This is a genomic window from Burkholderia sp. BCC1998, from assembly GCF_905339875.1.
Classification (GTDB): Bacteria; Pseudomonadota; Gammaproteobacteria; order Burkholderiales; family Burkholderiaceae; genus Burkholderia.
Window position 1 is genome coordinate 20,311 of the sequence record NZ_CAJPHE010000034.1, and the last position, 18,858, is coordinate 39,168.

Sequence of the window (18,858 nt, forward strand, 5' to 3'; positions counted from 1 at the left end):
GGCATCCGGCCGTCAGGTTCCGAGCCTGCGAGAGCGATTTTTCTGATCAGAGGAAAGTACGGCGGGGGGCCCGTCTATGGGGTGCCAATCACGGCCCGCGGGCCGACGGGCGGGGCGGGGCGTGAATTTTCCGGCGTCGACGGGATCGTCCGTCGCCCCCGCCCAAAGCCGCTGCGGCGCGGTTCGCCACCCTCCCCGCGGCTCCGGCACGACGACCTTCGTCACGCCCTTTTTATTTTATATTGTATAAAATATTCGAACTGGCTAGAATGACTTCCGTCGATGGCTGACTCTCGGGCGAAACCGGAGGCAACGTTTCGGCACCGAGGCAAACAAGAGGCGGCCAGCCGCCGTCCGGATCGCATGCAGCACCGACGAGACGGCGAGCGCGCGTACAGCCCAGGTTGCCAGCAATGGCAGTTGACCCTATCTGAATGTGAGGAAACGAGATGAGCGACAACATTTTTACCGGCACCATTCCGGCCCTGATGACGCCGTGCACCGCTGACCGTCAGCCGGATTTCGACGCGCTGGTGAAGAAGGGCAAGGAACTGATTGCACTCGGCATGCGCGCGGTGGTCTACTGCGGCTCGATGGGCGACTGGCCGCTGCTGACCGAAGCGCAGCGCCAGGAAGGCGTCGCGCGCCTGGTCGAAGCCGGCGTCCCGACGATCGTCGGCACCGGCGCGGTGAACTCGAAGGAAGCCGTGTCGCACGCCGCGCATGCCGCGAAGGTCGGCGCACACGGCCTGATGGTGATCCCGCGCGTGCTGTCGCGCGGCGCGTCGCCGGCGGCCCAGAAGGCGCACTTCGCCGCGATCCTGAACGCCGCGCCGAACCTGCCGGCCGTGATCTACAACAGCCCGTACTACGGCTTCGCGACCCGCGCCGACCTGTTCTTCGAACTGCGTCGCCAGCACCCGAACCTGATCGGCTTCAAGGAATTCGGCGGCGCCGCCGACATGCGCTACGCAGCCGAGAACATCACGTCGCAGGACGACAGCGTCACGCTGATGGCCGGCGTCGACACGCAGGTCTTCCACGGCTTCGTGAACTGCGGCGCAGCAGGCGCGATCACCGGTATCGGCAACGCGCTGCCGCGCGAAGTGCTGCAACTGGTCGACCTGTGCAAGAAGGCCGCGCAAGGCGACGCAGTGGCACGCGTGCGTGCGAAGGAACTGGAAGCGGCGCTGGCCGTGCTGTCGTCGTTCGACGAAGGCTGCGACCTGGTCCTGTTCTACAAGCACCTGATGGTGCTGAACGGCGACAAGGAATACACGCTGCACTTCAACGAAACCGACGCCCTGAGCGACGCGCAGCGCAACTACGCGGAAGCGCAGTACACGCTGTTCCGCAACTGGTACGCGAACTGGTCGAAGAGCATCGCGTAAGCGCGTTCGCACGAAACCGTTCGATACGCAGCCATGAAACGGCTGCGTGACGAAAACGAAAAGCCACGGAGCACTCCGTGGCTTTTTTCATTCGCGCGCTGCGCCGCCATCGCGCATCTGCCGAATCAGTGCTGCTGCACGGCCGCCCCGCTCGCGCGCTCCTGTTCCGTGATCTCCGTGCGGCAATGGCCGATCATGTACAACGCACCGGCCGCGGCGAACGCCGGCACCGCCAGCAGGCTGAACACGTCGCCGAAGTGCCAGCCGAGCCCCATCAGCATCGCGCCGGCGAATGCGCCGGCCACGCCGCCGATTCGTCCGATGCCGAGCATCCATGCCACGCCTGTCGCGCGGCAGCGCGTCGGATACAGGCTCGCCGCATAGGCCGACATCGACGTCACCGCGCTCGTCACCACGGTGCCGCACAGGAAAATCAGCGTGCCGAGCCATGCGGCATGCCCGATCGTGCGGCTCGCCACGAGCACCAGCAGCGCCGCCACGACATACGCGCAGACGATCGTCCGGTTCGGATTGAAGCGGTCCATCAGCCATCCGGCGCCGAGGTTGCCGAGCACGCCGCCGAGCGGGAAGAGCGAGGTCATCAGCGCGCCGCCTTCGGCGCTGAAACCGGCGTCGCGAAGCAGCGTCGGCATCCAGTTGGTCAGAAGGTAATAGATCAGCAGTCCCATGAAATAGGCCGCCCACAGCATCAGCGTGCGCGAACGGAACTGCGCGGATACGACCTGCGCGAGCGCGGACGCCCCGCCCGTTTGCGCTCGCGCGCCGGCGGCCGCGAACGTGCAGTCGTCGAAGCGCTCGCGCGGTGCGATCCGCGCGAGGATGCGCGCGATGCGCGCATGCGTGCCCGGTCGCGCCGCGAGATACTGCGCGGACTCGGGCAGCAGCATCACGAGCGCGACCGCCAGCGCGAGCGGCCCGACGCCGCCCGCGGTCAGCACACTTTGCCAGCCGAACTGCGGAATCAGCCATGCGGACGTGACGCCACCCACCGCGAGCCCGCACGAGAAACCGCAGAACATCGCGTTGACGGCCACACCGCGGATTCGGGCCGGCGCGTACTCCGACATCAGCGTGACGGCGTTCGGCATCGCCGCGCCCAGGCCGAGCCCGGTCAGGAAGCGGAATGCAGTCAATGCTTCGATCGACTGCGCATGCGCGGACACCATGCTCCACGCGCCGAAACACGCGACCGACAGCACGAGCACGGTCTTGCGGCCGAGCCGGTCCGCGCACGGGCCGGCGGCGAGTGCGCCGATGCCGAGCCCGGCCAGCGCCGCGCTCATCACCGGGCCGAGCGCGCTGCGCGCGATGCCCCAGTCGTGCGTCAGCGCGGGCGCGATGAAGCCGATCGCGGCCGTGTCGTAGCCGTCGGCGGCCACGACCAGGAAGCACAGAATCAGGATCAGCCACTGACAGGGGGAAAAGCGCTCGGCGTCGATGAACGACTGCACGTCGAGCGTACGCGGGGGGGTTTTCATCGTATGTCTCCTTCGGTCCGGTCGCACGACGGTGGCAATGCACCGCCCGCGCGCGGACCTGTTCATGGTCATGGTTTCGTCGTGAACCCGGTGCCCTTGCAGGCCGGCGAGCGCGACGCGGCAGCCCGTGGCGACCAACCGCATCGCGCATGGCCGGCCGATGCCGTCCGCGCCGCCCGTGACGATCGCCCCGCGCGCGGGGTGTCGTCCGTGTCGGGTCCGGGTTTCATCGTCATCGGCTCAGCGCGTCAGGTACGCGAGGCTCGGGAACTCGACGCGGCGGATGATGCGGCTCTCCTGCGCGACGATCAGGTGGCCGGACGCCTGCAGATACGCGGGCCAGTCCGGATCGGCATCGCGCGCGGTGCGCCGCCCGTCGTAGTCGGCGATGCTGTCGTAGCCCCACAGATGGACGACCTGGTTCAACGCGCCGATGTCGCTCATGTAGAAACCGACGGGTGCGCCGAGATACTTGACCTGGATCGGCATCGCGAGCCGGTCGAAGATCTCGATGAACTCCGCCATGCCGCGCGGGCGGATCGTATAGATGCGATGGTCGATGAAGGCTTTCGCGGTAGTCATGGTCGGCTCCGGGTTCAGGCGGTCGCGCGCGCGGCGGCGGGTGGTGTCGGCTCGGCGGCGGATGATGTCGGCTCGGCAAGATCGAGTCGGTCACGAAGGTCGGTCTGGTCGCCAAGATCGGCAAGCCCCGCGATATGGCGTGCGCTCAGATAGCCGAACGTCATGATCGGCCCGAGCGTGATCCCCGCGCCCGGATAGTTGCCGCCCATGATGCTGGCGCGATCGTTGCCGACCGCATACAGGCCGGCGATCGGCCGGTCGTCGGCGGCGAGCACCTGGCCGACCACGTTGGTCCGGATGCCGTCGAAGGTGCCAAGGTCACCCATCACGACCTTCAGCGCGTAATACGGCCCGTCGCCGAGCGGCGCCACGCACGGATTCGGACGATGGTCGGCGTCGCCGAGATAACGGTTGAACGACGTCGTGCCGCGGCCGAATTCGGGATCCTCGCCGCGCGCGGCTTCGCGGTTGTAGCGCCGCACGGTCGCTTCCAGATTCGCCGCATCGATGCCGGCGCGCTGCGCGAGTTCGGCCAGCGTGCGCCCCTGCACGAGATAGCCGTTGCGCAGCAGCGGCCCGAGCGGCACGGGTGCGGGTTTCGCGAAGCCGAGCCCGTATTTGCGGATCGTCGCGTGATCGCACACGAGCCACATCGCCGTCTCGGTCTCACCTTGGCATGCTGCGATCATCGCGGCGCCGACGTCGTGATACGAATTCGATTCGTTCGTGAAACGCGTGCCGCGGCGGGTCACGCCGATGACGCCGGGCTTGTAGCGATCGAGCAGATGCGGAAACACACCGAAGCGGCCGTCGCCGAGCGGCACGCGCGAGACGGGCATCCATGCGGCCGGTTGCGGATAGCGGATCTCGACGCGGCCGCCCGCGCGCTCGGCGAGCGTCGCGCCGTCGCCGGTGTTGCCGGCCGGCACCGGCGATACATGCTCGCCGCCGCGCGCAACGTGCGGATAAGCACGCGCGATGCGCGCGACGTCGTGCGAGAAGCCGCCGCTCGCGAGCACGACCGCGCGGCGCGCGGTGATGCGATACGTCGCGCCGTCGGCCCCGACCGTTGCGCCGGCGATGCGCGCGCCGTCCGTGACGAGTTCGCGTGCGGGCGTGTTCGTCAGGATCGGAATGCCGAGATCCAGCGCGGACTTCGCGAGGCGCGCGGCGAGCGCGTTGCCGCTCGTGATCTGCACGCCGCGCCGATACAGCGCGAGATCCTTCAGATGCGCGGCAAGCCGCTTCGTCACGTACCACGCCGACCGAAGCGAGCGGGTCGCGTTGAAGAAGTGCTTCAGGTCCGCGTTCGACGAATTGAACATCATCCCGATGAACGTGATCGTCTTCAGCGGCGGACGCAGGCGCTCGAGATCGCGCCCGAGCCCGCGCGCATCGTACGGCGCGGCGACGACCGAGCGGCCGATGTCGACGCCGCCGGGCATGTCCGGGTGATAGTCCGGATACAGCGTCGGCACGAATTTCACGTCAGTCTCGCGCTCGAAGAAATCGAGCATGCGCGGGCCGTGCTCGAGAAACGCGTCGATCGCCGCATCGTCGTAGAACGCGCCCGTCTCGCCGCGCAGATACGTGCGGGCCGCTTCGCGCGTATCCTGCACGCCGTTTGCGCGTGCATGGCGATTGCCGGGGATCCACAGCACGCCGCCTGAAAACGCGGTCGTGCCGCCGAAACATGCTTCCTTCTCGACGACGATCACGTCGAGCCCCGCCTTGCGCGCGGTAATGGCGGTGGACAGGCCGCCCGCTCCCGATCCGATCACGAGCAGATCGCACGTGACGTGCTTCGAACGCTGCTGATCGTTCATCATGTCTTCCTCCGTCTCTTGAATAACTGTGCGTCGCCGGGCTCGCGCTGCGCGTCGTGCGTGCAGCACGGCAAGGTCGCCGAATCAGCGTGCGCCGGCACCGGCCTCGTAGCCGGGCCGCGGCACGAGATCCATCAGCATCGCGTCGAGGCCGCCGTCGACCACCAGCTCCGCGCCATTCATGTATGCCGCACGCGGGCTCGCGAGAAACGCGACGACGTTCGCGATGTCGTCGGGCCGGCCGATGCGGCGGTTCGCGGTCATCGCGCTGCGGCGTGCCTCGATGTCGCCGCTCGCGTAGAACGACTCCGACAGCGGCGTGCGGATCATGCCCGGGCACACGGTATTGCTGCGGATGCCGCGCGGCCCCCACTCCGCCGCCAGTTGCCGCGCGAGCATCGCGACCGCCGCCTTGCTCGCGCTGTAGGCGCCGCTGTACGTCTGCGGGTGGCGCGCCGCGATCGACGCGACATGTACCAGCACACCCGAGCCGCGCGCGAGCATCGCGCGCCCGAACGCTTGCGAACACAACATGTAGCCGGTGAGATTGACCTGCAGCATCGCGTTCCATGCGTCGAGGCCGATGCTCTCGATGCCGCCGGCGCGCAACAGGCCGGCGTTGTTCACGAGCACGTCGGCGGGACCGAGGTCGCGCTCCACGCGTTCGGCGGCCTGCGTCACGCTGGCGGCGTCGCCGATATCGCAGCCGATGGCGACGACGTCGCCGCCGGCCGCGCGCAACCGTTCGGCGATCGCGATGGTGCCGTCCGCGTCGCGGTCGAGCAGCGCGACCCGCGCGCCGGCCGCCACGAACGTTTCGACGATCGACGTGCCGATGCCGCCCGCGGCCCCCGTCACGACGCAAACCTGCCCGTCGAGACGAAGCCAGTCCTGCTGTTGAGTGTTCGCTTGCGATATCATTAGGTATCCTCTTGAAATGAGCTTGAGAGATCCGGCTCGATCCGGCACACGCTACCCGAACGTCGCGCGCTGCGTCAGTGGCAAGCGCTACGTCGATGGGAAAAGTATAGAAGCGCGCATCGCGCGAAAATTGGACAAACGCCGCAAGCAACAGGACAATTTGTACACAGGAGGCCGTGCGGCATGAGGAGAATCCCTAACTACGATCTGTATGGCGAATCGGCGCGTCCGCCCTGGTACGACGCGTTCAACTTCGAATGGATACCGGAGCGCAGCCAGCCGAACGACTGGCATATCGCCGCGCACCGTCACGACGCGCTATTGCAGATTTTGTACATCCGCGGCGGGCAGGGGCATGTCGTGATCGAGAGCGGGAAGCACACGTTCGCACCGCCGTGCCTCGTGCTGCTGCCCGCGCAGACGGTCCATGCGTTCGAGTTCTCGCCGCAGATCGACGGCCTCGTGATCACGGTCGTGCAGCGCGCGCTCGAAACGCTGGTCAAGACCGCCGCGCCGGGCGCGCTGTCGATCCTGCAACGCGCGGCGGTGATTCCGGTCAGGGAGCCGGACGCGAGCGCGTCGATGCTGATGCCGCTGTTCGCATTGCTCGAACAGGAATTCCGCAGCACCTCACGCGGGCGCGGCGCGGCCGGGATGGCGTTGCTGGTGGCGTTGGTCGTGCATGTCGCGCGCCTGAGCGATCTCGCGGCCGCGCCGTCGCATGCCGGCACCGATCGGCGCGCCACGTTGCTGCGGCGCTTTCGCGAACTGATCGACACGCATTTTCGCGAGCATCGGCCGGTGGAATTCTATGCGGACCGGCTCGGCGTAACGGCCGCGCAGCTTGCGCGCGTGTGCCGGGAGGAGTTGGGCATCTCGACGACGGCGGTCGTCAACGCGCATCTGATTCGCGAAGCGCAGCGCGACCTGGTTTATTCGAATCTGAGCGTGAAGCAAATCGCGCACGAGATGGGGTTTGCGGACAGCGCGTATTTCAGCCGCTATTTCCGCAAGCAGACCGGCCTGACGCCGGGCGAGTTCAGGGAAGCGGCCCATCGCGACCTGATGCCGGGCCGCTCGTAAACGGGCGCGGTGCGGGCGATGCGCGCGGTCGCGGCTCCCGAAAGCCGCGACCGCAACAGCCGGCTCGATCGCCGCGCGTCAGACCGCGACCGCGCCGACGTAGTTCTCGGCCATCGCCATCGCCGCCGTGCGCGACGTCGTCACGTGCTCGAGTTCGGCCACCTGCAAACGCTGCTCGAACGGCGACGCGTCGTCGAGACGATGCATCATGCGCGTCATCCAGTACGAGAAGTGTTCGGCGCGCCAGATCCGGCGCAGCGCGGTTTCGCTGTACGCGTCGAGCAGGTCGGTGCGCGCTTCGTCGTAGAACGCCTGCAGCGCGGACGTCAGGATGCGCACGTCCGACACCGCGAGGTTGAGGCCCTTCGCGCCGGTCGGCGGCACGATGTGCGCAGCGTCGCCGGCGAGGAACAGGCGGCCGTGCTGCATCGTGGTCGACACGAAGCTGCGCATGCCGACGATGTTCTTCTGGAAAATCCGCCCTTCCACGACCTGCCGGCCATCGGCGGAGTCGACGCGCGCGTGCATCTCGGCCCAGATGCGATCGTCGGACCATTGGTCGACCGAATCCTTCGGGTCGCACTGGAAATACATGCGCTGCACGTTCGGCGAGCGCGTGCTGACAAGCGCGAAGCCGCGTTCGTGGCGCGCATAGATCAGCTCGTCCGACGACGGCGGCGCCTCGACGAGAATGCCGAACCAGCCGAACGGAAACACGCGCTCGTAGTCCTGCCGCAAGGCGGCGGGGATCATCGTGCGCGACACGCCCTGCGAGCCGTCGCAGCCGATCACGAAGTCGCAGTCGAGCGTCTGTTCGACGCCGTCGTGCACGAAGCGGATCGACGGCGCATCGGTCTCGATGCCGGCAATCGTCGTCCCGGACACGTTGAAGTACAGCGCGCCGCCGGCCGCCACGCGCGCGGCCACGAGATCCTTCAGCACCTCGTGCTGCGCATAGACGGTGATCGCCTTGCCGGTCAGCTCAGTCAAATCGATGCGGCGGCGCTTGCCTTCGAATGCCAGTTCGAACCCGTGATGCAGCGCGCCTTCCGCTTTCATCCGGTCGCCGACCCCCGATTCGGTCAGCACGTCCATCGTGCCCTGTTCGAGCACGCCGGCGCGGATGGTGGATTCGATCTGTTCGCGGCTGCGCGACTCGAGCACGACCGACTCGATACCGCGCAGATGAAGAAGATGGGAAAGCAGCAGGCCCGCGGGCCCGGCGCCGATGATGCCGACTTGCGTACGCATGAATGTCTCCGGTTGGGATTGATTTTGCGCAAGTGTGGCGGCGACGCGTGCTATCCCGCAACGCGATATCCGGAATATGGACTATCTCGATAATGGATAAAGGCGGGCGCGCGCGGCACGGCCCGGGCCGCGCGCGTCCATCCGTTCAGGGCTTCGCCGGCGCCGGCCGCGACTCCATCCCGTCGATCTTCGCAAGCAGCGCATTGCCGAGCGTCGTCAGATGGCGCGGCATGCCGGGAATCGCCAGCAGCGCCTCGATCCGCGCGCGCCAGTAACTCGGGTGACTCACGCGCATCGCAACCGGCATCACCGCCGCGCCGGTATCGGCATCGCTTTCCAGCAGCGCGACCATTCTCTCGATATGAGAGAGCTCGCGCTCCACATAGTCTCTCGTCAGCATGTGCTTGCTACTCCCCGAAACACAGCACCCGGCCTGTCTTCATCGGCGCATCGCCGCATGGTCCTTTCGCTCGACGCGTCGTCCTCGTTTCGCTTCACGGTACGCGCGTCGTATGTCAGAAAAACACCCGGCAGCACGACGCTTTTCTTCATATCGTCCGATCAATGTCGTGCCGCGCGCGTCACGTCCACGGCCCCTCTCTTCGTTGCCGATCGTAGACACTCTGCATCGCGGCGGCATCCCCAAAATTGAGGACGCTTGCTAGAATCGATCGCACCGCATCCGCGCGACACGCCGGCATGCCCGACCCGGCGAACGCGATGCGACGACACGCGCAACGTAGCGCGTGCGGCAACCGGGGAACGGGGATGTCAAGGATTTGCTCGGCCGACGAGTCGATCGCGGCGCTCTACACGGCCGCCGTCGATCCCGAACAATGGGACGTCGCGCTCAAGGCCCTCATGGCGCTCGCCGACGCGCGGGCGGCGAACTGCTTCGTGCACGACGCGCGCACCGGCACCTTCCTCGAATACCGCTTCGCCGGCTACGGCTCGGGCTGGGCCGACGCGTACGCGAGCCACTATCACGATCTCGATCTCGCGCGCGGCGTGCTGATGCGCGAACCGGCCGGCCGCATGTATCCGATGCACCGCTTCCTGCCCGATCGCGTGATCGCACGCAGCGAGTATTATCAGGACTTCTACATTCGCGAAGGCCTGCGCTATTCGTGCGGCGGCATGCGGCTCGACGGCAATCGACGGCTGATCCTCGCCGTGCACCGTCCGGTCGATCACCGGCCGTACGACACGCACACGACACGCGAATTGCAGCGTGTGCTCGATCATCTGCCGAACGTATTTCGCATCCGGCAAGCGGCCGCGCCGGCGTCGAGCCGCGCGCCGCTGATGGCCGCGGCGCTCGATGCGCTGCCGCGCGCGGTGATCGTCGTCGACGACACGTTGCACGTGCGCTATCTGAATGCAGCGGCGATCGCGTTGCTGGAATCGTCGACGGAACTGCGCGCACAGGCCGATCGGCTCGTGCCGTGGGCGCCGCAGGTTGCGGCGCAGCTCGCGCAGCGGGTCAGGGATGCGTGTTCGCCGCAGCCGAGTGTCGATCCGTTGCCGCTCTATGCACTCGACCGCGAGCAACGCCCGACGCTTGAACTTCATGTCGTGCCGCTGAAGCCGCAATTGACCGCGCCGCTCGATCGCGACACGCGCCCGCTCGCGATGCTGTTGCTGCGCCGCCCGTTCCAGCGGCTCGCACGGCCCGACGCGGACCGGCGTCCGTTCTCGCTCACCCGCGCGGAAATGGCCGTCGCGACCGGCATTGCCGGCGGCCTGACGCCGGCCGAGTACGCGGCATGCAACCGCGTGCAGATCAGCACCGTGCGCAGCCAGATCAAGGCGGTCTTCGCGAAGACGGGCGTGCGGCGTATTGCCGATCTCATCGCGCTGTTCGGCGACTGAATCCTCAGCGGCGCCGGCCGCGCTCACCCTTGATCGTGCCGGTGCCCGCGGGCTCGGCCGCGGTCATCCGGTCGAGTTGCCGGACGATCTCCGCGCGCAGTTCCGCCGAAATCTCCACGCTGTCGAGCAGCTCCGAGATCCACAGCCCGTCGGCCGCGAGCCGGCAGATCATCAGCGTCGCCGCCCGTTCGAGCGGCACCGGGTCCGGCCGCGTCCACTCGCGCATCGGCACCGACCAGCGCGCACGCGTCTCCTGCTCGGTGATCATCGACGCGACCAGCACGCGCAGCACGTCGGTGCTCGCGGCCGGCTGCGCGGTGTCGAGCACCGCATGCAGATACGCGCGCGCCGCCGCGCCGTCTCCGTGCGAATCGACCGCGCGGCGTGCGGCCATCTGCGTCGCGAAGCGCTCGGTCGCCTGCCCGAACAGCGCGTCGAGCAAGCCCTGCTTGTTCGCGAAGTGATACTGCAGCGCGCCTTTCGTCACGCCCGCGCGCTCGGCGACCGCGTCGAGCGTCAACGCGGCCACGCCGTGATGGGTCGCGATTTCCGACGCGGCTTCCAGCAGTTGCGCGCGCACCTGTTCCGGCGCCTTTTTACGCCGCACGCCGGCGACGGGCGCGGAATCAGGCACGGAACCGGGCACAGCCGCTGCGCCGGACGCCTGCGGGCCGGCCGGTTCGGCCGTGTCGACGGGCGCGGGGATGTCGTGCAAAGCGGGTTCGGGGCGTTTCTTCATGGCGGCGATGTTAGCACCCGCGGTCTCGAGATAAACATTCCGGCTGGATGGTATGATCCGCCGCATGAATAAACCCGCCCCCTCCTCCTGGTCCGCGCTCGACACCGCGATCGCCCGCGGCCGCGACGCGCTGATGCGTCTTCAGCAGCCCGACGGCAGCTGGTGTTTCGAACTCGAATCCGACGCGACGATCACCGCGGAATACATCCTGATGATGCATTTCATGGACAAGATCGACGACGCGCGTCAGGAGCAGATGGCGCGCTACCTGCGCGCGATCCAGCGGCTCGACACGCATGGCGGGTGGGATCTGTACGTCGACGGCGATCCGGACGTGTCGTGCAGCGTGAAGGCGTACTTCGCGCTGAAGGCCGCCGGCGACAGCGAGCAGGCGCCGCACATGGTCCGCGCGCGCGACGCGATCCTGAAGCTCGGCGGCGCGGCACGCGCGAACGTGTTCACGCGCATCCTGCTCGCGACGTTCGGCCAGGTGCCGTGGCGCGCGGCGCCGTTCATGCCGGTCGAATTCGTGCTGTTCCCGAAGTGGGTGCCGATCTCGATGTACAAGGTTGCGTACTGGGCACGTACGACGATGGTGCCGCTGCTCGTGCTGTGCTCGCTGAAGGCGCGTGCGCGCAACCCGCGCAACATCGCGATCCCCGAGCTGTTCGTCACGCCGCCCGACCAGGAGCGCCAGTACTTCCCGCCCGCGCGCGGGATGCGCCGCGCGTTCCTCGCGCTCGATCGCGTGGTGCGTCACGTGGAGCCGCTGCTGCCGAAACGCCTGCGGCAACGTGCGATCCGGCACGCGGAAGCGTGGTGCGCGGAGCGCATGAACGGCGAGGACGGGCTCGGCGGGATCTTTCCGCCGATCGTGTACAGCTACCAGATGATGGACGTGCTCGGCTACCCGGACGATCATCCGCTGCGCCGCGACTGCGAGAACGCGCTCGACAAGCTGCTGGTCACGCGGCCCGACGGCAGCGTGTACTGCCAGCCGTGCCTGTCGCCGGTATGGGACACCGCGTGGAGCACGATGGCGCTCGAGCAGGCGCGTGGCGTGGCCGCGCCCGACGCCGGTGAGCCGGCCGGCTCACTGAATGAACTCGACGCACGCATCGCCCGCGCGTACGACTGGCTCGCCGAGCGCCAGGTGAACGACCTGCGCGGCGACTGGATCGAGAACGCGCCCGCCGACACGCAACCGGGCGGCTGGGCGTTCCAGTATGCGAACCCGTACTACCCCGACATCGACGACACCGCGGTCGTCACCGCAATGCTCGACCGCCGTGGCCGCACGCACCGCAACGCGGACGGCTCGCACCCGTATGCAGCGCGCGTCGCCCGCGCGCTCGACTGGATGCGCGGGCTGCAATCGCGCAACGGCGGCTTCGCGGCGTTCGACGCCGACTGCGACCGCCTGTACCTGAACGCGATCCCGTTCGCCGATCACGGCGCGCTGCTCGATCCGCCGACCGAGGATGTATCGGGCCGCGTGCTGCTGTGCTTCGGCGTCACGAAGCGCGCGGCCGACCGCGCGTCGCTCGCGCGCGCGATCGACTACGTGAAGCGCACGCAGCAGCCCGACGGCAGCTGGTGGGGCCGCTGGGGCACGAACTACATCTACGGCACGTGGAGCGTGCTGGCCGGGCTCGCGCTCGCGGGTGAAGACCCGGCGCAGCCGTACATCGCCCGCGCGCTCGCCTGGCTGCGCGCGCGTCAGCACGCGGACGGCGGCTGGGGCGAGACGAACGACAGCTACATCGACCCGGCGCTCGCCGGCACCAATGCGGGCGAAAGCACGTCGAACTTCACCGCGTGGGCGCTGCTCGCGCAGATGGCGTTCGGCGACTGCGAATCCGACTCGGTGAAACGCGGCATCGCGTATCTGCAATCGGTGCAGCAGGACGACGGCTTCTGGTGGCACCGCTCGCACAATGCGCCGGGCTTTCCGCGCATCTTCTACCTGAAGTATCACGGCTATACCGCGTACTTCCCGCTGTGGGCGCTCGCGCGCTATCGGCGTCTGGCCGGCGCTGCGCTGGCCGGTACGTCTTCGTCCAGCGGGGCCGGCGTGTCGGCCTCCCGCGTCTCGGACACAGCGCACGCCTGAGCGTGTGCGTGTGTACGTGCATGAGCACGAGCGCAGGCACGAGTCCGAACTCGAGCGGCAATGCGTACGATCTTCCCGCGCGCGCGCGGAAGGTGCCGCGCGTTCCTCGCGCTCGATCGCGTGACACGCCGAGTACATGAATGGCGAGGACGGGCTCGGCGGAAGCTTTCCGCCGATCGCGTCCTGCTACCTGATGTAGGGTATGCCCGCCCTCTCGGACGATCATCGGCCGCAACGTGGCTGCGAAAACGCACGGGAAAAGCGGTTGATCACGCGGTCTGACAGCGAGGTAATCGATTGCCGGCGGAAGATAAGATCCTCGTACGGGGCGTTTTCGCCGCACCCTACCTTAAACGCTTCGACTCGATCCGGAATTCCGGAGCAAATCTCGCAATTGCGTCAATCACCGTTGTGGACGCTGTCTTGTCTACGATTTCAGCCTGCTGCGCTGCCGCCATACGCTGAATAATCGCAAGCCTCGCCTCATCTGAAAGGATGTCGCAAATTTGCGCTCGTCTGTTTTCTTCCCAACCCGGCGTCGTGGTCACCACAAGAACCTTGAGCGCGAAATCCGCGCCCCGTTCGTAAAGCAATTTCGCCAAACGGAGCACGAAAGCCCGCCGTTCGAGTAAGCGCAGCCGCCCCACCGCCTTTGGCGGAGTTCATAAACCAGGTGCCCTCTTTAGATCATCTTTCGTTTCGCGACGTTATTGCCGGCTTTCCGTTGCCATTCGGTAACTATGTTGTAGCCTGCGGGTCCCGCGCCGCTTTTGGTGACACTCATGATCGACCTGCTTGTCGTGACGATGGCGTGAATTGCTCGCCGAGCATGATGACAAACGGATTCATCGCCGATTTCCAGTCGTAGGCAGTGCGATCGGCAGCGAAACTCACATCATATGAAAATAGAATTCGATTGCCGGACAGTTCCTCGCGCCGAAGGCAAGGAAGATCCAAAGTTCAATTTGCTTTAAACTTGGCGAATTAGGCATAGCCAATCATTATCATTTCGGCAAAAAGCCGCATATCATGTTTGCAGTACAACCCGCGGAGGAAAGCATGGCTACATACAAGGAACTGAAGGCTCAAATGGACGCACTGGCGGAGAAAGCGGAAACCGCCCGTCTCACCGAGCTCCAGGCTGTAATCGAAGACATCCGTACCAAGGTCGCGGAGTACGGAATTACCGAAAAAGACATCTTCGGCGTTCGTCGGGATCGAGCGGCGGCAAAAAAGCCGGCGACCGTGAATGCGAAGTATCGCGATCCCAAGACTGGCGCAACCTGGTCGGGCCGTGGCCGCGCGCCCGCATGGATCAAGGATGCCAAGAACCGGAATCGATTCCTGATTCAGGAATGAATCATTCCGGATAACACCGCGGCTCGATCAGCGGCAACACGCTCATCGAGCGCCGATCATGTGCTTCGGCAATGCACGTCATCGCGTCGATGAAGCCGCTCGCAAGGAGCGCTGAAGCGAGCGTAGTGGCACCCTACGCTCGCTTGTGTGCTCGCCCGAGCAACCGCAACACGCCGAACACTCCGCTACGTGTGGGCAAACACCCGCCTGCATTGCGATATGGGCCACGCATGATCGACGGGTAACGCCCAATCGGTGCGGCGCAATCGCGATCCGCTCCCCCGCTCTCCCCGCTCATGCGTCGCGCCGATCCCGCATTCGCGCAAACGCCTCCCGCAAATCCGTGCAGAACGCGTCGCCGATCATCGACAGCGGCTGCGACGTGGACGTCACCAGGTAGAAGTGATCGGGCACGGCCGGCTCGAACGGCTTGACGGCCACGCGATGGCCCGCATACGCGGCCGTGACCGGATCGATCAGCGCGACGCCCGCACCATTCGCGACGAACGCGACGATCGTCTGCGACAACTGCGCCTCGATCGACAGCACGCGCGACACGCCGGCCTCGACGAACACGCGGTCGATCGCGCTGCGCGCCTCGAAGCTCGGCGGAAACGAAATGAACGATTCGTCGCGCAGGTCGGCCGGCTGCACCACGCGCTTGCGCGCGAGCCGATGCCCGCGCGGCACGATGCAGCACATCGCGCTTTCCGCGAGCCGCTCGCCGCGCACCGCCGGATGCGGCACCGGCTCGGCGATCAGCCCGACGTCGCATTGCCCCGACGCAACCTTGTCGACGACCGTCGACGCGCTGTGCGCGAGCAGCGTGATGTCGATACCCGGATGCGCGCCTGCGAAGCGGGTGACCAGCTCCGGCAGCAGGTCGAGTGCGACCGCCGGCGAGCCGGCCACGCGCAGCGTGCCGCGCCGCATCGCGCGAATCTGCTCGGCGGCCTGCGCGACGCGATCGAGCCCGACGAATGCGCGCTCGACTTCCTCGTACAGCACGCGCGCCTGCGCGGTCGGCGTGAAGCGCCCCTGCTGGCGCTCGAACAGCACGAAGCCGACGCGATCCTCGAGGTCGGCGATCAGCCGGCTCACGGCCGGCTGCGAGATATGCAGATCGCGCGCCGCGCGCGTGACGGTATGACGCTGCATCACCGCGCGGAATGCTTCGATCTGACGAATCCTGAGTGAAGGCGTGGTCATAACACTGGATTATGGATCGTTGATCAAGCTGTATTGGACAGTCTATTTTGCCTGGCCGAACATCGATTCAGCAACGTCATACACGCAAGGAACCGCGCCACCATGCCCCATAACACGCAAACATCGACCCGATGCCGCCGGAGCCGCACATGACCGTGCGCGGCTTCGACGTCGTCGTGGCCGGCGGCGGCCTCGTCGGCATGGCACTCGCGTGGGGCATCGCGCGCATCGGCAAGCGCGTCGCCGTGTGCGACGGCGACGACATCGCGTTTCGCGCGGCACGCGGCAACTTCGGGCTGGTGTGGGTGCAGGGCAAGGGCGGACGCTGCCTGCCCTACGCGCGCTGGTCGTGCGAATCGTCCGCGCGCTGGGGCGCGTTCGCCACGCAGCTGCGGCGCGAGACCGGCGTGGACTGCGGGTTCGAACGCCCGGGCGGCATCGAACTGTTCGAGCACGACGCCGAGCTGGCCAGCGCGACCGATCTGCTCGCGTCGCTGCATCGCCAGGATGCGGCGCTGTCGTACGAAGTGCTCGATCCGGCCGCGCTGCGCAAGCGGATTCCCGCCGCGTCGCCGGCGCTGGCCGGCGCGCTGTGGTCGCCGAACGACGGTCATGCGAATCCGCTCTACACGCTGCGCGCGATGCTGCAGGCGTTCGTGCAGTGCGGCGGCGTCTATCTGCCGCGCAACGCGGTCGACGAGATTCGTCCGCGCGCCGGACACTTCGAGATCGACACGCGCGAAGGCCGCCTCGAGGCCGAGCGCGTCGTGCTCGCGGCCGGCCTCGACAACGCGCGGCTCGCGCCGATGGTCGGCCTGCACGCGCCGATCTCGCCGCTGCGCGGCCAGATCATGGTCACCGAGCGGCTTGCACCGTTTCTCGACTATCCGACGCTGGTCGTCCGGCAAACGCCGGAAGGCTCGGTGCTGCTCGGCGACTCGGCGGAAGACGTCGGCTTCGATGATGGCCAGACACGCCCCGCGATGGTCGACATCGCGCGCCGCGCGCGCACCGCTTTTCCGGCGCTCACGCATGCACGCATCGTGCGCGCGTGGGGCGCGCTGCGCATCATGACGCCGGACGGGCTGCCCGTCTACGAAGCGTCGACCACGCATCCCGGCGCGTTCGTCGCGATCTGCCACAGCGGCGTGACGCTCGCTGCCGCGCACGCCGATCTGGTCGCGCCGTGGATCGCGGGCGGCGCCGCGCCCGCCGACCTGTCCGCCTTCAACACCGCGCGCTTCGCCGCGCCCACGGCTACCCGGCATGTTTGATTCCATCGTCCCCGCCGCCGCGACGCGCGAACGCGTGCGCATCCACATCGACGGCGCGCCGCACGACGTGCCCGCCCATTACAGCGTCGCGGCCGCGCTGCTCGCCGCCGGCACCCTCGCCTGCCGCGCGAGCGCCGTGAGCGGCGCGCCGCGCGGCCCGTTCTGCATGATGGGCGTGTGCTTCGACTGCCTCGTCGAAGTCGACGGCGTGCCGAACGTGCAAGGCTGCATGACGCCCGTGCGCGACGGCATGCAGGTGCGTGCGATGCACGGCAAGGCGAGGCTCGCATGACGCGCCGCCAGTGTGACCTGCTGATCGTCGGCGCCGGGCCGGCCGGCATGGCGGCGGCCGCGGCCGCGCGCACGGCAGGGCTGTCGGTCGTCGTCGCCGACGAGGGCCGCGCGCCCGGCGGCCAGATCTATCGCAACGTCGCCGACGCGCCCGCGGATCTCGCGCGCTGGCTCGGCAAGGATTACGCGGCCGGCCGGCCGCTCGTCGACGGCCTGCTTGCGAGCGGCGCGCTGTATCTGCCGCGCAGCACGGTGTGGCAGGTCGCGTTCGAACCTGAGCCGGTCGCGATGCTCACGCAGAGCGGTCCATCCGGCGGCACGCTCGACATCGGCGCACGCGCGGTGCTGATCGCGACCGGCGCGCAGGAACGCCCGTGGCCGGTGCGCGGCTGGACGCTGCCGGGCGTGATGGGCGTCGGCGCCGCGCAGACCTTGCTGAAATCGGCGGGGCTCGCGCCGTCGGCCGACACCGTGCTCGCGGGCAGCGGCCCGCTGCTGTGGCTGTTCGCCGCGCAGTTGCTGAATGCTGGCCGGCGCGTGCGCGCGCTGGTCGACACGACGCCGCGCGATGCGTGGCGCCGCGCGCTCCCGCATGCGCTGCCGGCGCTGCGCGGCGCCGATTATCTGCTCAAGGGCTGGCGCATGCTGCGGGCGGTGCGCGCCGCAGCCATTCCCGTCCATCGCGGCGCAACCGATATCAGTATCGACGGCGACGGCCGCGCGGAACGCATCCGCTTTCGCGACGCGGACGGCATCGTGCAATCGCTCGATACGTCGCTCGTGCTGTTGCATCAAGGCGTGATTCCGTCGACGCAACTCGCCCGCTCGCTCGGCTGCGCGCATGAATGGGACGAACACGCGGCATGCTGGCGGCCGACCTGCGATGCACGCGGCCGCAGCAGCGTCACGCAGGTGTGGATCGCCGGCGACGGTGCGGGCATCGGCGGCGCGCAAGCCGCGGCCCGTGCGGGCGAAGTGTCGGCGCTCGACATCGCGGCCGCGCTCGGCGCACTCGATCGTCGCCGGCAAGCCGAACGCGAGCGCCCGGCGCTGCGTGCGTGGCGCCGCCATCTCGCGGTGCGCCCGCTGCTCGACGCGTTGTACACGCCGCCCGCCGCGCTGCGCCGCCCCGACGGCGACACGATCGTCTGCCGCTGCGAGGAGGTCACGGCCGGCGAGATCCGCGCGCTCGCGGCGCTCGGCTGCCAGGGGCCGAACCAGATGAAGGCATTCACGCGCTGCGGGATGGGCCCGTGCCAGGGACGCTGGTGCGGCACGACGGTCGGCGAACTGATTGCCGATGTACAGCAGCGCGGCGTCGGCGATGTGGGCCATTACCGGATCCGCGCGCCGATCAAACCGGTCACCGTCGGCGAGATGGCCGACACCCTCGAACTGTCGAACGATTTCCGGCGCGGCGAATTCCCGAGCTGAAGCGCGGCCCGCGC

General features: G+C 67.8%; 17 protein-coding genes. 8 read left to right on the top strand and 9 right to left on the bottom strand.

Going from position 1 to position 18,858, the window contains the following annotated elements; translation table 11 throughout:
* The first annotated feature begins 449 nt into the window (after positions 1 to 449).
* A complete protein-coding gene (locus tag U5A56_RS34605; RefSeq protein WP_124523839.1) occupies positions 450 to 1,391 on the top strand; it encodes a dihydrodipicolinate synthase family protein in 942 nt (313 codons plus the stop codon).
* A 125-nt stretch (positions 1,392 to 1,516) separates the two neighbouring features.
* On the opposite strand, the gene U5A56_RS34610 is transcribed toward U5A56_RS34605, so the two are convergent.
* The 4 genes from U5A56_RS34610 to U5A56_RS34625 form a co-directional block, all read right to left on the bottom strand.
* Positions 1,517 to 2,890, bottom strand: coding sequence for an MFS transporter (locus U5A56_RS34610; protein ID WP_321927034.1), 1,374 nt, complete (start codon positions 2,888 to 2,890; stop codon positions 1,517 to 1,519).
* A gap of 240 nt (positions 2,891 to 3,130) precedes the next feature.
* The gene (locus U5A56_RS34615; protein WP_321927036.1) at positions 3,131 to 3,472 is read right to left on the bottom strand and encodes an NIPSNAP family protein; all 342 of its coding nucleotides are present in this window, start codon (positions 3,470 to 3,472) and stop codon (positions 3,131 to 3,133) included.
* Between the two features lie 14 nt (positions 3,473 to 3,486).
* Complete coding sequence (locus U5A56_RS34620) at positions 3,487 to 5,301, bottom strand: FAD-dependent oxidoreductase (protein ID WP_415749255.1); 1,815 nt, start codon at positions 5,299 to 5,301, stop codon at positions 3,487 to 3,489.
* Positions 5,302 to 5,382: 81 nt separating this feature from the next.
* Positions 5,383 to 6,219, bottom strand: coding sequence for an SDR family oxidoreductase (locus U5A56_RS34625; RefSeq protein WP_321927037.1), 837 nt, complete (start codon positions 6,217 to 6,219; stop codon positions 5,383 to 5,385).
* Between the two features lie 183 nt (positions 6,220 to 6,402).
* Here U5A56_RS34625 and U5A56_RS34630 point away from each other — a divergent pair, with 183 nt between their 5' ends.
* Entirely contained in the window at positions 6,403 to 7,302 is a 900-nt protein-coding gene (locus U5A56_RS34630; RefSeq protein ID WP_044847153.1) for a helix-turn-helix domain-containing protein, read from the top strand.
* Positions 7,303 to 7,380: 78 nt separating this feature from the next.
* On the opposite strand, the gene U5A56_RS34635 is transcribed toward U5A56_RS34630, so the two are convergent.
* Together U5A56_RS34635 and U5A56_RS34640 are read right to left on the bottom strand one after the other, a co-directional pair.
* On the bottom strand, positions 7,381 to 8,553 hold the full coding sequence (locus U5A56_RS34635) for a 4-hydroxybenzoate 3-monooxygenase (protein ID WP_124489402.1): 1,173 nt from the start codon (positions 8,551 to 8,553) through the stop codon (positions 7,381 to 7,383).
* Between the two features lie 145 nt (positions 8,554 to 8,698).
* Complete coding sequence (locus U5A56_RS34640; RefSeq protein WP_321927040.1) at positions 8,699 to 8,953, bottom strand: hypothetical protein; 255 nt, start codon at positions 8,951 to 8,953, stop codon at positions 8,699 to 8,701.
* Positions 8,954 to 9,321: 368 nt separating this feature from the next.
* Here U5A56_RS34640 and U5A56_RS34645 point away from each other — a divergent pair, with 368 nt between their 5' ends.
* Positions 9,322 to 10,425, top strand: coding sequence for a LuxR family transcriptional regulator (locus U5A56_RS34645; protein WP_321822360.1), 1,104 nt, complete (start codon positions 9,322 to 9,324; stop codon positions 10,423 to 10,425).
* A 4-nt stretch (positions 10,426 to 10,429) separates the two neighbouring features.
* Here U5A56_RS34645 and U5A56_RS34650 read toward each other — a convergent pair whose 3' ends face one another.
* A complete protein-coding gene (locus tag U5A56_RS34650) occupies positions 10,430 to 11,164 on the bottom strand; it encodes a TetR/AcrR family transcriptional regulator (RefSeq protein WP_321927043.1) in 735 nt (244 codons plus the stop codon).
* Positions 11,165 to 11,216: 52 nt separating this feature from the next.
* On the opposite strand from U5A56_RS34650, the gene shc reads away from it, so the two are divergent.
* Complete coding sequence (shc, locus tag U5A56_RS34655) at positions 11,217 to 13,277, top strand: squalene--hopene cyclase (protein ID WP_321927044.1); 2,061 nt, start codon at positions 11,217 to 11,219, stop codon at positions 13,275 to 13,277.
* A 344-nt stretch (positions 13,278 to 13,621) separates the two neighbouring features.
* Here shc and U5A56_RS34660 read toward each other — a convergent pair whose 3' ends face one another.
* Entirely contained in the window at positions 13,622 to 13,879 is a 258-nt protein-coding gene (locus tag U5A56_RS34660) for a hypothetical protein (RefSeq protein WP_321927046.1), read from the bottom strand.
* Positions 13,880 to 14,336: 457 nt separating this feature from the next.
* Here U5A56_RS34660 and U5A56_RS34665 point away from each other — a divergent pair, with 457 nt between their 5' ends.
* Positions 14,337 to 14,636 (top strand): H-NS family nucleoid-associated regulatory protein, encoded by a 300-nt coding sequence (locus U5A56_RS34665; RefSeq protein WP_044847198.1) that lies wholly within the window; start codon positions 14,337 to 14,339, stop codon positions 14,634 to 14,636.
* A gap of 294 nt (positions 14,637 to 14,930) precedes the next feature.
* On the opposite strand, the gene U5A56_RS34670 is transcribed toward U5A56_RS34665, so the two are convergent.
* Positions 14,931 to 15,845, bottom strand: a complete 915-nt coding sequence (locus tag U5A56_RS34670; RefSeq protein WP_321927048.1) for a LysR substrate-binding domain-containing protein — start codon at positions 15,843 to 15,845, stop codon at positions 14,931 to 14,933.
* A 149-nt stretch (positions 15,846 to 15,994) separates the two neighbouring features.
* Between U5A56_RS34670 and U5A56_RS34675 the strand changes: the two genes are divergently transcribed.
* Genes U5A56_RS34675 through U5A56_RS34685 form a run of 3 tightly spaced genes read left to right on the top strand, consistent with a single transcriptional unit; the run spans position 15,995 to position 18,844 of the window.
* A complete protein-coding gene (locus U5A56_RS34675; protein ID WP_321927050.1) occupies positions 15,995 to 17,119 on the top strand; it encodes an FAD-dependent oxidoreductase in 1,125 nt (374 codons plus the stop codon).
* Complete coding sequence (locus U5A56_RS34680; RefSeq protein ID WP_321927052.1) at positions 17,112 to 17,411, top strand: (2Fe-2S)-binding protein; 300 nt, start codon at positions 17,112 to 17,114, stop codon at positions 17,409 to 17,411. The genes U5A56_RS34675 and U5A56_RS34680 overlap by 8 nt, the downstream gene beginning before the upstream one ends.
* Positions 17,408 to 18,844, top strand: coding sequence for an NAD(P)/FAD-dependent oxidoreductase (locus tag U5A56_RS34685; protein ID WP_321927054.1), 1,437 nt, complete (start codon positions 17,408 to 17,410; stop codon positions 18,842 to 18,844). The genes U5A56_RS34680 and U5A56_RS34685 overlap by 4 nt, the downstream gene beginning before the upstream one ends.
* Positions 18,845 to 18,858: the final 14 nt, after the last annotated feature.

Excerpts from the sequence above, each read along its gene's own strand:
- U5A56_RS34605 (WP_124523839.1), top strand. The coding sequence starts at position 450 with ATGAGCGACAACATTTTTACCGGCACCATTCCGGCCCTGATGACGCCG.
- U5A56_RS34610 (WP_321927034.1), bottom strand. The coding sequence starts at position 2,890 with ATGAAAACCCCCCCGCGTACGCTCGACGTGCAGTCGTTCATCGACGCC.
- U5A56_RS34615 (WP_321927036.1), bottom strand. The coding sequence starts at position 3,472 with ATGACTACCGCGAAAGCCTTCATCGACCATCGCATCTATACGATCCGC.
- U5A56_RS34620 (WP_415749255.1), bottom strand. The coding sequence starts at position 5,301 with ATGATGAACGATCAGCAGCGTTCGAAGCACGTCACGTGCGATCTGCTC.
- U5A56_RS34625 (WP_321927037.1), bottom strand. The coding sequence starts at position 6,219 with ATGATATCGCAAGCGAACACTCAACAGCAGGACTGGCTTCGTCTCGAC.
- U5A56_RS34630 (WP_044847153.1), top strand. The coding sequence starts at position 6,403 with ATGAGGAGAATCCCTAACTACGATCTGTATGGCGAATCGGCGCGTCCG.
- U5A56_RS34635 (WP_124489402.1), bottom strand. The coding sequence starts at position 8,553 with ATGCGTACGCAAGTCGGCATCATCGGCGCCGGGCCCGCGGGCCTGCTG.
- U5A56_RS34640 (WP_321927040.1), bottom strand. The coding sequence starts at position 8,953 with ATGCTGACGAGAGACTATGTGGAGCGCGAGCTCTCTCATATCGAGAGA.
- U5A56_RS34645 (WP_321822360.1), top strand. The coding sequence starts at position 9,322 with ATGTCAAGGATTTGCTCGGCCGACGAGTCGATCGCGGCGCTCTACACG.
- U5A56_RS34650 (WP_321927043.1), bottom strand. The coding sequence starts at position 11,164 with ATGAAGAAACGCCCCGAACCCGCTTTGCACGACATCCCCGCGCCCGTC.
- shc (WP_321927044.1), top strand. The coding sequence starts at position 11,217 with ATGATCCGCCGCATGAATAAACCCGCCCCCTCCTCCTGGTCCGCGCTC.
- U5A56_RS34665 (WP_044847198.1), top strand. The coding sequence starts at position 14,337 with ATGGCTACATACAAGGAACTGAAGGCTCAAATGGACGCACTGGCGGAG.
- U5A56_RS34670 (WP_321927048.1), bottom strand. The coding sequence starts at position 15,845 with ATGACCACGCCTTCACTCAGGATTCGTCAGATCGAAGCATTCCGCGCG.
- U5A56_RS34675 (WP_321927050.1), top strand. The coding sequence starts at position 15,995 with ATGACCGTGCGCGGCTTCGACGTCGTCGTGGCCGGCGGCGGCCTCGTC.
- U5A56_RS34680 (WP_321927052.1), top strand. The coding sequence starts at position 17,112 with ATGTTTGATTCCATCGTCCCCGCCGCCGCGACGCGCGAACGCGTGCGC.
- U5A56_RS34685 (WP_321927054.1), top strand. The coding sequence starts at position 17,408 with ATGACGCGCCGCCAGTGTGACCTGCTGATCGTCGGCGCCGGGCCGGCC.